The following is a 12,016-nucleotide window of genomic DNA, read 5'->3' on the forward strand; positions in this document are numbered from 1 at the left end:
CGCCGATTCAACCCATCGGGTCGTCGCCGGTGGGGGCGACCTCATAGCCGAACGGTGGCACGAACCGGCCCCAGCGGATGCACTCCCAGCCGCCGTCGACCCGGGGCACCAGCTCGATGGTCTCGGTGTTGTCGAGGTGGTTGTTCGTGGTGAACGGCGGCGAAACACCCGCCAGTGTGCGGGATACCAATCGCATTGCCGCGCCGTGGTTTACCAGCACCACGTCGCCACCATCCCGGCCTTGGGTGAGATATTCGGTGCGCAGGGTCTCGATCACCGGCAGGAAGCGGGCGAGTACCTCGTAACCGGATTCCCCGCCCGGTGGGCGCTGCGCCAGATCGCCCTCGTGCCAGGCCCGATAGACGCGCTGGAAGATCGCGTGCGATTCGGCGTCGCCCATGCCCTCCATATCGCCCACCTGCACCTCGTGCACGCCGTCGATGATCACCGACGGCACGCCGGTGGCCGCCTCGATATAGCCCGCGGTCTGCTTGGCACGCAGCGCCGCCGAGGAGAACAGTGCCCGAGGTGGCGCCAGCAGTGTCGATCCGAAGGTTTTCGCCTGTGCCGCACCGCGTTCGGTCAACGGTAGGCCGGGCACCCTGGTATCGAGAATCTTGGCGACATTGCCTTCGGTCTCGCCGTGCCGGACCAGGATCAGTTTGCCCGTCATAGGTCCGCCACCCCCTTTCGTAATTGGATCAGCCACTCCGCGGCCGCCTCATCCGAGGGCGGTGGAGTTCCGGTGGCCGAGGTGGCGGGCCACGATCCGAGGAATCGGATCCGGGCCGTGCGGTGCAGCGCCTTGAGCGCCTCGGCCACCGCGGTGTCGTCGATATGTCCGACGCAGTCGAGATAGAACCGGTAGGTGCCCATACCCGTTCGGGTGGGCCGGGATTCGATCCTGGTGAGATCGATGCCGCGCGTCGCGAACTCGGCGAACGCCCGCATCAGCGAGCCGGGTTCGTTCAGCAATTCCAGCACAATGGAGGTGCGGTCCGCGCCGGTCGGGGCCGGCGCCACGCGGGGCTGAGTGACCAGCACGAAACGGGTGATCGCATGCTCGACATCGGCCACCCCGGAGGCCAGCGCGACGAGTCCGAGCCGCTCACCGGCCAGGGCGGTCGACACCGCGGCGTCGGCGTGCCCGGCCACCACATCCTCGGCGGCGGCGGCATTGGAGGTCGAGGTGTAGATCTCCACATTCGGCAGATGTCGCGCGACCCACATCCGCACCTGCGCGCCCGCCACCGGATAGGCGGCCAGCAATCGCACGTCGGCGAGTTCGGTGCCGGTCCGGGCCAGGATGGTGAAGCTCACCTCGAGTTCGGTCTCGGCGACGATCTGTAGCCGAGGCCCGATGGCCAGGGAATCCAGGGTGGCCGAAATCGAACCCTCCACCGAACTCTCGATCGGCACCACCGCACCGTCGACGTCCCCGGACCGGATCAGTTCGAGCGCGGCGCCCTGACTCTGCGCCGCGACCCGCTCGACCGGCGCGTCGAAGGCGCCCGAGGACTCGAGCTTGGCCAGAGCCATCTCGGTGAACGTTCCAGTAGGTCCGAAGTACGCGATTCGCGGCACGCCTACGAGATTACTGGCGCGACGCGAGGATGCTCCGAGATCGCGGCTAGTCAGCGGTGAGAATATGCAGCGCGCCGGTCACCGTATCGGGCGAATCGGTCTCGATGGCAAGCAGTACACCACGTAAAGCCTCGATAGCAGGCGGTTTCAGTGCGGTGAGGAAGGCGATATCCGGCCGCTCGAGTGCCGCGCGAATATCCTCGCCGCACAGCGCGGCCGCGGTTGCCGCGACGATTGCCAGCGCGCGGTCGCCATCGTCGGTGCGGGCCACGAATCCGGTATCGGTGTGCGCGATCTCCGCGAAGAAATCGGCCAGTTCCCGATCGGGACGATCCGCGTCGATGATCGGAACGGATTCCGCGCCACCGGAACCCGGGGGACGCACCAGGCCGTCGACCAGACTGCGCCGGGCGGGTGCGCTCAACGACACCAACACCGGTTCACCGCCCGATCCGTGCCCTGCCGCTGCGTCTACCACCCGCCCACCGTAGCGGGTGCGCATCCCGGGCCGCAGATCGGCCGAATCGACAGGCACCCGCGGCGGAAAGCGTGGAAGCGGTTGCAGATCCACGACTTGTGACTTAGCTTAGGTTTACCTAATTCGCCGCCGCACTTTCGGAGGTCCGCATGCCGAACCCGACCGTCGCACCGACCACCGCCGAGCGGGTGCGCAGTGCCTGCGCCCACGCGGAGCAGGCGGTGCTGGCCCTGCCGGGGATCGACCCGACCCCCACCTCGGTGCACCATCTGCGGCAATGCGGGGATGTGGTGATCGCGGTGCCGACGGCATCGATGGCCGCGGTGCTGGTCGGCAACTCCGGACCTGGCGGGGCGGCCGCGGTGCTCGAGCTCACCGATCACGCACCATTGCCGCTGCGCGAACCGGTGCGCGCGCTGGTCTGGCTGCGCGGCGTAGTGCGCCTGGTACCCGCGCAGGCGCAGCGGGCACTCGCCTCGGCCGTGGCGAAGGACCACCCGCACTCCGCGCTGCTCGATATCGGACATACGGCGACCCTGCTGCGGCTGGTGATCAACTCGGCGGTGATGGCCGATACCACCGGCGCCGAATCCGTCTGCGTCGACCAGCTGCGCCAGGCCCGGCCCGACCCCTTCTGCGCGCTCGAATCCGCCTGGCTACAGCATATGGACGCCGATCACGGCGATGTGGTGGCCCAACTCGCGCGACATCTTCCGCCGAAGCTACAGACCGGCACGGTCTACCCGCTGGCCATCGACCGCTACGGCGTGACACTGCGCGTCGAAGGCCACGACGGCGACCACGACTTCCGACTCCCCTTCAGCGCCCCGGCCGACAATATAGAGGCGCTCAGCCGCGCCGTGCGCACCCTGGCCGGATGCCCGTTCCTCAACGGCCTACGCCGAATCTGACCGGACCGCCGCCCGGGCGTCGATACCGATGCGTGCTCGCCGAATCACGTTCACCATCCGGTTCAGGAATTCCGTCGCCGAGCCGACGGAGCTGTCCGCATCCGGCACGGCGGGATGGCAATAGATTCGACCGCATGCGTGCGGAGTCCGGTGCCGAATGGGGCGAGACCGAGTTGACGGAGCGAGAACGGTTCGCGATCCGGATCGAGATCGCGATCGTGCTCACCGTCACCTTCGGGCTGAGCGGGGTGAGCGCGGCACTGTCGCTGATCGACAGCGCGCTCACGCCCGGGGGTGTCGGGGGAAAGACCATAGCGCTCAACGCCTCTCGATCCACCCAGTCGCTCATCGATCTGCTGTTCCAGCTGCTCGGGGCATTGCGGCTGGCCGGATGGGCGGCGCTCGGGCTGTATCTGCTGTGGCGCAGCGGCATCGGACCGCGGCTGATCGGGCTGGCCCGGATCCGGTGGCGTTCGGATGTGCTGCCCGGGCTGGCGCTGGCGGCGATCATCGGGATTCCCGGGCTCGGGCTGTACCTGATCGCGCACGCCATGGGTGTGAGCGTGACCATCGTGCCGAGTTCACTCGGCGAGCATTGGTGGCGTCTGCCCGCGCTGATCCTGTCCGCCTGCGCGAATGCGGTGGCCGAGGAGGTGCTGGTGGTCGCCTATCTGCTCACCCGGCTGCGCAGGCTCGGCTGGACGGATAACTCCGCGCTGCTGGCCTCGGCGTTCCTGCGCGGCAGCTACCACCTGTACCAGGGCCTGGGCGGCGGGCTCGGAAATCTGGTGATGGGCTTGATCTTCGGCCGATTCTGGCAGCGCACCACCCGACTCTGGCCACTGATCCTGGCGCACGCGACGATCGATGCGGTGGCCTACATCGGCTATACATTGCTAAGGGGTCACGTTTCCTGGTTGCCGTAACGGGCGGGGGCGGTCTACCGGATTCTCAGAAAGAGCGCCCGATGCGGGCGCCGGTGCGGGTGACAGCACCACCCACGGCACACGCACCCGCAGCGGATTCGAACAGTAGAGTCGGAGTGATGAACGGCGAGGACCCCCAGCTCAACGCGTCACCACGCCGGGTACCGCCGCCGCACGCCGGTCGCCCGCGCGAACCCCAGCCGCGCCCGCAACCCCCTATGCCCCCGCCGCAGCGTCGGGCTCCCGGACCTCCGCATGTCGAGCCGACCAAGGTGCTGCGCCGCGACGACGGGTACGCGCCGCCGCTGGCCTATTCGCAGCAGCCGCAGGAACCCCTCATCCGGCGCAATCCACCGCCGCGATCGAAGTCGGCACACGCACCGACCCGGCGGCCCGAGCCGTACCGCGAGCCCGCGCCGCAACTGCACGCCCCCACCCAGCGACCGCAGCCCTATCGCCAGGGCCCGCCGCCCGCCGGGGGGCCGCCCGGCCCGAGCGATCGCGCACCCCGGCCGCGGCGCAAACGTCATCTGTTTCGCTGGTTCCTGGTGCTGCTGCTGGTGTTCGTGCTCGCGGTGATCGGCGCGGTGTTCAACCTCGACGGCAAGCTCAACCGCATCGACGCACTGGCCGGATATACGGATCGGGTCGGTGATACGCCGGGCACCAACTGGCTGCTGGTCGGTTCCGACGGCCGCGGCGGCCTCACCGCCGAACAGGAACGGGAGCTCGCCACCGGCGGCGAGGTCGGGCCCGAGCGCACCGACACGATCATCCTGGTGCACGTCCCGAAGTCCGGCGACAGCACACTGGTGAGCCTGCCGCGCGATTCCTATGTCAGCATCCCGGGCCACGGCAAGGACAAACTCAACGCCGCGTTCGCACTCGGCGGCCCACAGCTGCTGGTGCAGACCGTCGAGACCGTGACCGGCCTGCGGATCGACCACTACGCGCAGATCGGTTTCGCCGGTTTCGCGGGCATTGTCGACGCACTCGGTGGCATCGACGTCTGCCTGCCCAAACCTATCGACGATCCGCTGGCGGGTATCAACCTCCAGGCCGGCTGCCAGAAGCTGAACGGGCCGGAGGCACTGGGATTCGTGCGCAGCCGGGCCACCGCGCTGGCCGATATAGACCGCATGAACAATCAGCGCCTGTTCATGGCGGCGCTGTTGAAGAAGGCCACCAGCGGCGCCACCCTCGCCAACCCGTTCAAGCTGTGGCCCTTGGCCACCGATACCGTCGACTCGTTGAAGGTCGACGAGGACGATCACCTCTGGGACCTGGGACGACTGGGCTGGGCGCTGCGCGGCGATACGGTGGCGACCACCGTGCCGATCGCGGGCTTCGACGACACCGACAGCGGAAACGTGCTGGTGTGGGACAAGAACAAGGCGAGTCGGTTCTTCGACTCATTGGCCTCCGATCAACCCATCCCGGAGGAGCTGTTGACGCGGTAGCGTCGACACATGTCCGATACCGCCCAGCCATTCCCCGTCCTGCTGCGCGACCAGATCCGGCACGGCTTCACCTCCGCCCAGCAATATCTGTCGGCAGCCGTCTACTTCGATTCGAATCGACTGCCGCAGTTGGGCAGACATTGCTACGGCCGGTCCGGCGAGCATCGGGGACACGCACTGCGGATGGTGCAGTACCTGCTCGACCGCGATCTCGGGGTCCGGGTCGGCGGACTGGACGAGGTGCGTTCGGATTTCGAATCACCCCGGGCGGCAATCGCATTCCTGCTGGACTCGGAGCGGACCGCCACCGCACAGATCACCGCCCTGGCCAAGGCGGCGCGGGAATCGAAGGACTACCTCGGCGAGCGCTTCGTGCAATGGTTCCTCAAGGAGCAGGTGGACAACATGGCCCGGATGACCACGTTGCTGACGGTTGTCGACCGGTCGGACGGCGATCTGTTCGACGTGGAGAACTTCATCGCCCGCGAATCGGCCGGCGCGGTGCGGCCCGACAATACCGCCCCGAAAATGGCTGGCGCAGCAAACATTTAATTAGGCAATACTAGCCTCAATAAGGGTGTACTTGGATGACACGCGGGCTGACCAGCGATAATCTCTGTGCTATGTCCAGCCATCCGGAATCCCCACGCAGCAAATTCCACAGCCTGCTCCACGACCAGATCCGGCATGAATTCAATGCCGAGCATCAGTACATCGCAATCGCGGTGTGGTTCGACAATGCGGATCTGCCGGTGCTCGCCAAGCGGTTCTATGCGCAGGCGGTGGAAGAGCGCAATCACGCCATGATGATCGTGCAGTACTTCCTCGACCGGGATATCAGCATCGAACTGTCCGGTGTCGACTCGGCGAAGTCGCATTTCGATAATGTGCGGGAGCCGATAGCACTGGCGCTGACGCAGGAGAAGAATGTCACCGACCAGATAATCCAGCTCGCGAGCACCGCCCGCGAAGAGGGCGACTACCTGGGCGAACAGTTCATGCAGTGGTTCCTGAAGGAGCAGGTCGAGGAGGTCGCCAATATGACTACCTTGCTTACTGTCGCCGAGCGCGCCGGGTCGAATCTATTCGATCTGGAGAACTTCGTGGCCCGGGAAATGAGTGGTCCGACCGATACCTCCGGCGCCCCGTCGACCGCGGGCGGCAGTATCTGATCATTACGCGATACAGGCCCAGCTCTTCGCGACGAGCTGGGCCTGTTCTGCTATCAGGAGTTCGCGCTCAGGGTGCTCAGCAGCGTCGTGATCAGCTTCAGGATGGCGTCCATGGGGTTTCCCTACTTTCCTCATCTGTCCGGTGAGGTGATCCTCACCACCACCAGCTTCGGTGATGAACAGAACTTAACGGAGCAAAGATCAGAAAGAAGCGTTTTTCACAAAATTGATCCGGGAATATCCCGGCTCAACGCAGGGTGACCTGACGCGACCGCAGACCATCCCGGGACCGCCGCTCCTCGGCCGTGAGCGGAGCGTCGACGGCCAGCGCCGCGGACAGGCGAGCACCGAATTCCTTTGCCGCACCGGTCCATTCACTAGCGTGCAGCTCCGGGTCCAGGTCGAAGACCGGAACGAGCAGCCCGTGCGTACGGAAGGAGCCCGCGAAACGGGAACCTTCGCCCAGGTGCAGGCCACCCGACGCATGCAGCCGGGCCAGCGCCAGCATCAGGTCGTCCTCGTTCTCCGGACGCACCCAACGCACATGCGCCTTCTCGCCCGCGTCGACCCACCAGGCCGCACCGATCGAATCCGGGCCCAAATCCAGTCGTGCGGAAGGCATGATCGCCTGCTTGGCCTGTTCGATGGTCGCGGCGACCTGCGGATCGGGCTGCACGCCCTCCGGCACCCACCAGTCGAAGTCCTGGTGCACGGTGAGCTCCAGATCCGCACCGGGATCGATGACATCGGCCAGGCGCGGACCACCCTCGACGCTCTGCGCGGACGTCAACGACTCACCGGGTTCGGCGGACTGGGTCCACAGGATGGCGGCGGCGATATCGGCGGCCGGATCCGCACCCTGGAACTGCACCTGGGTGCCGACGTAGCCGACCGGCTGATCGCCCGCGCGCACCAGCGCGGCCACCGCACCGGGCAGCACCGTGGCAAGCACCACGGAACGTTCCGCGCACACCTCGGGCGACAGCTTCAGCGTCGCGGTCGCCGACGGCACGAACTCCCGGAGCGCGACCAGATCGCACTCCGCGGCCAGCCCCTCGAACGGACGCGTGACAGACTGCGCCGCCTGCTCCAGCGCGGCCTTGCGCTCGGCGAGACGCTGGGCCCGGTTCCCTCCGGGCTTAGGACTATTGCGCTTGCTCTTTCCCACGGATGGTCAAACTACTCCCCCGCCTGCCCGCATCCGTTGCCGGTCGTCGGCGACACGGAAGTAAATGTCTCCGACCGCCGGTCGAGCGCCTGTCGGCTACGAGAGGAGCGCCTTGGTGCGGCCGGGGTGATTCGTCGCCACCCAGCTGACACCGAGATCGGCGCAGAGGCGGACATCGTCGGGATCGTCCACGGTCCAGCAGTAGGTGGCTCGACCCGCGGCCGCCGCCTTGTCGACCAGATCCGGGTGGTCGCGCAGCGTTTTCACCGAGGGACCGACGGCCGTGGCGCCGACCGCGGTCGCGGCGCCGCCGCCCAGGTAGCGCGAGGAATCACCGAGGAGCACGGTCGGAAGCAGCGGCGCCGCACGCCGGATCCGCCACACCGCGGTGGCGGCGAAGGACATGACCACGGCGCGCGAGTGATCGGCCGAGGCGGGGGTGGCGATGCCGAAGCGATGGAGTTCGGCGAGCACCTTGCTCTCCACCAGCGTGCCGTAGCGCACCGGATGTTTGGTCTCGATGAACAGTTTGGTCGGCCTGCTGCGCCAGTCCAACACCAGTTCGATCAACTCGCTCAATGTGAGCACCGTGGCGGGCGCGCCGTCGACACCGAAGTCCAGGTCGCGCAACTCATCGAGTGTCATCTCACTGACCAGACCGGTACCGGAGGAGGTCCGGTCCACCGTGCGGTCGTGCACGCAGACCAGATGCCCGTCCCTGGTGAGCCGGACATCGCATTCCACCCCGTCCGCGCCCTCCTCCAGCGCCAGCTCGTAGGCGGCGAGTGTGTGCTCGGGGCGGGCCGCCGAGGCTCCCCGGTGCGCCACGACGAACGGTGCGCGACTGCCCTCGCTCACTTGGCCATAACCTCCTCGTGCTCACGGTTCACAGCACCGTTGTCGGTATCCCGATCCTCGGGCATGTCCTCATCGGCCGCATCACGACCGGTCGCGGTCGCGGCGCGCGCGGCGGCACCGGCGCCCGGGTGCACCGGTTCGATCACCGGCACCACCGGATCCGCGGCGACCACCCAGCGGCGCGCGGTCCTCGTGCGACCGAACAGATCCCGACCGTCCAAGCTTCGCAGCACCCACAGGGTCAACACGGCGATACCCGCGGCGCAGGCGTCGGCGAATGCGGTGAACAACACGCCGTCGGCCTTGACCTGCAACGAATCCGCGGTCCGCCACAGCAGCACGGCAATGGTCAGCCCGCCGCCGAAAACCCATGCGCACCACCAGATCCGGATCACGCGCAGGGCGCGTGGTTCCTCGCGCGCCGCCGCGACCTCGGTGAGGAAGACACCGGGCCAGAGCAGATTGACCACCGGGATCAGGCATCCGAGCGCGAGCGTGCGGACGGCGCGCGGATCGCGCCGGCCCGAACGCGCGTATGCGGCCCGGCGCGCGTCGACCAGCCACCCCACCAGCGCCACGGCGGTGACCAGGGCGAAGGCCATGGCCAGCACCGCCGAACCGATGACGAGCACATCGGATATGCGCAGCACCAGCGGATCGATCAGCCGGGTGCGATTGCGCAGCAGAATCAGATAGCGCAGCAGCTCGCCGAGCGCGGCAAGTGCGAACAATCCGGCGGTGACCGGCAGCAGCGAATTCACCCGGGCGCCGAAGGCGGCGAGCCGCCCGCGCGGAACCTCGGCCGGGGCGGGGGGCGTATCGATCAGACCCCAGCGCGGTATCTGCGTGTACTTCGGTGTCGCGGCCGACGCGCCGGTCCTGGCGACTCCGGAAAGGCGACGGGTGCGCTGGTCGGGGCGCCGGGCGACCCAGCGGTAATTGCGTCGCTCGGCCGGGGCGTCGATGGGCGCGGGCGACAACAGCACGCCACGGCAGCGAGGGCACCAGTGCATCGGCGTCCCCTGCACCGCCCAGCGCGCGCCGCAGCGCGCACACGGTTGCACCACCGTACTCATGCCGCCTCTTTCCCGTCAGTAGATCTTCGCCTGGTGGTCGCCGTCGGCGACCAGCGAGCGGCCGGCCTGCTGCCAGGCCACCATGCCACCGCTGACGTTGATCGCGTCGAAACCGACGTGCTCCAGGTACTTGACCACCTCGATCGATCGACCACCCTGCCTGCAGATGACGTACAGATCGGCGTCGTAGTCGAGCTCGTCGATCCGCGCGGGCACATCGACCATCGGGATGTGGATCGCGCCGGGGGCATGCCCGAGTTCCCATTCGCCGTCCTCGCGGACGTCGAGCAGGATCGCCCGGGCGTCCCCCTCGGGACGCTCGGTGTTGTCGAATTCGCCGGGCACGGCTTGCACCGACACCGACGGAACCTCGGAGCTCGTCACGGTTCGATCCTGCCATGGGTGCCGTACTGCCGGGGAGTGCCGGCCGGGCCGACGGCGGTGCTGCGGTCTCGACAGCGAACCGCGACATCAGGTATGTTCTGCGCTCCGGTTCCTGTCGAACGCCCCGTCGAGGGCAGCCCTGTGTATATCTCCATCAGAGTTATCCACATAATCCACAACCTGATCCACAGGTTGTGACGATCGAACTGTTCGGCATATCCCCGTTTGGCCATTCGAGCTAATAGTCCGCGATCTAGATTTACGCTGGCCTTCCGGCTGTAAGGTACCTCTTCAAGCACCCAGGCAGATCTCCGGCGAATAGTGAGCGTTGCGAACGACCGTTCCGGGACTCCCCTCCTGACATCCCGGACCGGTCATTCGCCGCTACCTCGGAACCGTGGCTGTGTGGGTCCCGATATCTACTTGGACGGCGAAGAAGTCGGTTCGGTTCCACAAAAAAACGAGAACACTAGTGAAAATATGAAATACCGGGTTCTGGTCGGCGTGGTCGGTAGCCTGGGCGCATGAACGTGAGCAGGGGGCTACTCGACGGATCGGACACAACCGGACTCAACACCGCACTCTCCGAGGCGGTCTGCCTGGGATTGCAGGTCGACACGGCGGCGCACACGCTGAGGCTCGACCTCGAGGTGCTGACACTGCCGCCCGAGGGCCCGGCGATCGGCGATTTCAGGGTTGCGCTGACCTTCACCGGCGTCGGCCGAGTCGCGGCTTCGCTGCGCGAACAGCGCTGGGATGATCTGGCCGCACGGGTACTGCCACTGCAACTGAACGGACTGAACGAGGCCATCCGCAGCTTCGGCGGCGGCAGGCTGCACGGCTGGGAATTCATCGACCTGGACGACAGCGGATGGGCGCTGTGGAGTGAGTTGCTGAGCTTCGACACCCGGATCGACGACCACACCTCCGCCCACGTGCTGGAGTTCTCCCAGGAAGAGGGCATCGATCCGCGTGAACTCGACGTGCGGGTGTGGTTCGACAACATCACCATTCATGACTCGGAAGACCGTGAAATCCCGCTGAAGCAGTTCATCGCGGGCGGTGTGCGCTGGTGGGAGGCACACGACGCCGGCGACCCCAGGACTATCCGGCCCGGCATCGCGCCACCTCTCTGAGCCGAATTCACCGCGACCGGCGAGCCGATCCGACTACCACGCCCCGCTATCGAATGTGCGGCAGTGCGTTTTCAGGTTAAGCGCCCGGACCGACCGGGCAGGTCACGCCGGTGGCGTGCGTCGGGCAGTAGCCGCCCGGATTCTTCGCCAGGTACTGCTGGTGATAGCCCTCGGCGTAATAGAAGCCGGGCAGCACCGCGGGATCGGACCCCGCGGGCACCGGGAGTTCGGCGAATTCGGTACTGATGGCGCCGTAACCGGCTTCGGCCAGGCGCTTGCCGTAGCTCTGCGCGGTGGCCCGCGCGATCTCTGCCTGTTCGGCGTCGAGGGTGAAGACGGCCGAGCGGTATTGGGTTCCACGGTCGTTGCCCTGGCGCATGCCCTGGGTCGGATCGTGGTCCTCCCAGAAGTGCTCGAGCACGCCCGCGTAGTCGATCACCGCGGGATCGAAGACCACCAGCACCGATTCGGTATGCCCGGTTCGACCGCTGCACACCTCCTCGTAGGTCGGATTCGGCGTATAGCCGCCGACATATCCGACCGCCGTGGTGTACACCCCGTCCAACTCCCAGAAGCCCTTCTCCGCACCCCAGAAACAGCCCATCGCCACCACCGCGACCCGCATTCCGCGCGGAAACGGCGGATGAATCGGATGCCCGTTGACAAAATGGGTATCCGGGACGAGGAGCGCCTCGGCCCGACCGGGAAGTGCCTGTTCCGGATCGACCATCACCGGCTCGGGGAGTCGGATGCGCCCAACTAGCTCGTCCAAGAACGACATGGTTCGATGCTAGTCCGACAGTGCCCGCCGAGTTATCCGCGTGCTCAACGAAAGTCAGTGGTTACGACGCCGACTCGGAATG

At 66.9% G+C, this 12,016-nt stretch carries 14 protein-coding genes; 6 read left to right on the forward strand and 8 right to left on the reverse strand.

Annotation, left to right across the window (positions count from 1 at the left end):
• Window positions 1-7: 7 nt before the first annotated feature.
• The 3 genes from AB0H61_RS24255 to AB0H61_RS24265 are packed head-to-tail and all read right to left on the reverse strand — an operon-like array spanning window position 8 to window position 2,062.
• The gene (locus tag AB0H61_RS24255; protein WP_357308226.1) at window positions 8-673 is read right to left on the reverse strand and encodes a histidine phosphatase family protein; all 666 of its coding nucleotides are present in this window, start codon (window positions 671-673) and stop codon (window positions 8-10) included.
• Window positions 670-1,584: a prephenate dehydratase gene (gene pheA / locus AB0H61_RS24260; protein ID WP_357308229.1), complete on the reverse strand. Its 915-nt coding sequence runs from the start codon at window positions 1,582-1,584 to the stop codon at window positions 670-672. The genes AB0H61_RS24255 and pheA overlap by 4 nt, the downstream gene beginning before the upstream one ends.
• Before the next feature lie 46 nt (window positions 1,585-1,630).
• On the reverse strand, window positions 1,631-2,062 hold the full coding sequence (locus AB0H61_RS24265) for a hypothetical protein (RefSeq protein WP_357308231.1): 432 nt from the start codon (window positions 2,060-2,062) through the stop codon (window positions 1,631-1,633).
• 149 nt (window positions 2,063-2,211) lie between these two features.
• On the opposite strand from AB0H61_RS24265, the gene AB0H61_RS24270 reads away from it, so the two are divergent.
• The 5 genes from AB0H61_RS24270 (at window position 2,212) to AB0H61_RS24290 (ending at window position 6,531) form a co-directional block, all read left to right on the forward strand.
• Entirely contained in the window at window positions 2,212-2,973 is a 762-nt protein-coding gene (locus AB0H61_RS24270) for a DUF2470 domain-containing protein (protein ID WP_357308234.1), read from the forward strand.
• Between the two features lie 134 nt (window positions 2,974-3,107).
• Window positions 3,108-3,899: a CPBP family intramembrane glutamic endopeptidase gene (locus AB0H61_RS24275; protein ID WP_357308237.1), complete on the forward strand. Its 792-nt coding sequence runs from the start codon at window positions 3,108-3,110 to the stop codon at window positions 3,897-3,899.
• 119 nt (window positions 3,900-4,018) lie between these two features.
• The gene (locus AB0H61_RS24280) at window positions 4,019-5,359 is read left to right on the forward strand and encodes an LCP family protein (protein WP_357308240.1); all 1,341 of its coding nucleotides are present in this window, start codon (window positions 4,019-4,021) and stop codon (window positions 5,357-5,359) included.
• A gap of 9 nt (window positions 5,360-5,368) precedes the next feature.
• Window positions 5,369-5,911 carry a ferritin gene (locus AB0H61_RS24285; protein ID WP_357308243.1) on the forward strand — a complete coding sequence of 181 codons (543 nt, stop codon included), beginning with the start codon at window positions 5,369-5,371 and terminating at the stop codon, window positions 5,909-5,911.
• Between the two features lie 71 nt (window positions 5,912-5,982).
• Window positions 5,983-6,531: a ferritin gene (locus AB0H61_RS24290; RefSeq protein WP_357308246.1), complete on the forward strand. Its 549-nt coding sequence runs from the start codon at window positions 5,983-5,985 to the stop codon at window positions 6,529-6,531.
• Window positions 6,532-6,778: 247 nt separating this feature from the next.
• Here AB0H61_RS24290 and AB0H61_RS24295 read toward each other — a convergent pair whose 3' ends face one another.
• The 4 genes from AB0H61_RS24295 to AB0H61_RS24310 all read right to left on the reverse strand — a co-directional run bounded on the left by AB0H61_RS24295 (window position 6,779) and on the right by AB0H61_RS24310 (window position 10,017).
• Window positions 6,779-7,699, reverse strand: coding sequence for a DUF5926 family protein (locus tag AB0H61_RS24295; RefSeq protein ID WP_357308249.1), 921 nt, complete (start codon window positions 7,697-7,699; stop codon window positions 6,779-6,781).
• A 96-nt stretch (window positions 7,700-7,795) separates the two neighbouring features.
• On the reverse strand, window positions 7,796-8,557 hold the full coding sequence (locus tag AB0H61_RS24300) for a glycerophosphodiester phosphodiesterase (protein WP_357308251.1): 762 nt from the start codon (window positions 8,555-8,557) through the stop codon (window positions 7,796-7,798).
• The gene (locus AB0H61_RS24305) at window positions 8,554-9,633 is read right to left on the reverse strand and encodes a DUF4328 domain-containing protein (RefSeq protein WP_357308254.1); all 1,080 of its coding nucleotides are present in this window, start codon (window positions 9,631-9,633) and stop codon (window positions 8,554-8,556) included. Before AB0H61_RS24305 ends, AB0H61_RS24300 begins: the two co-directional genes overlap by 4 nt.
• A 15-nt stretch (window positions 9,634-9,648) precedes the next feature.
• Window positions 9,649-10,017 carry a rhodanese-like domain-containing protein gene (locus AB0H61_RS24310; protein WP_357308257.1) on the reverse strand — a complete coding sequence of 123 codons (369 nt, stop codon included), beginning with the start codon at window positions 10,015-10,017 and terminating at the stop codon, window positions 9,649-9,651.
• A gap of 524 nt (window positions 10,018-10,541) precedes the next feature.
• Here AB0H61_RS24310 and AB0H61_RS24315 point away from each other — a divergent pair.
• The gene (locus AB0H61_RS24315; protein WP_357308260.1) at window positions 10,542-11,153 is read left to right on the forward strand and encodes a hypothetical protein; all 612 of its coding nucleotides are present in this window, start codon (window positions 10,542-10,544) and stop codon (window positions 11,151-11,153) included.
• A 76-nt stretch (window positions 11,154-11,229) separates the two neighbouring features.
• Here the strand turns inward: AB0H61_RS24315 and msrA are convergent, their stop codons facing one another.
• Window positions 11,230-11,934 carry a peptide-methionine (S)-S-oxide reductase MsrA gene (msrA, locus tag AB0H61_RS24320; protein WP_357308263.1) on the reverse strand — a complete coding sequence of 235 codons (705 nt, stop codon included), beginning with the start codon at window positions 11,932-11,934 and terminating at the stop codon, window positions 11,230-11,232.
• Window positions 11,935-12,016 lie beyond the last annotated feature (82 nt).

Source organism: Nocardia sp. NPDC050710, assembly GCF_040654375.1.
In the GTDB taxonomy this organism is placed as follows: domain Bacteria; phylum Actinomycetota; class Actinomycetes; order Mycobacteriales; family Mycobacteriaceae; genus Nocardia.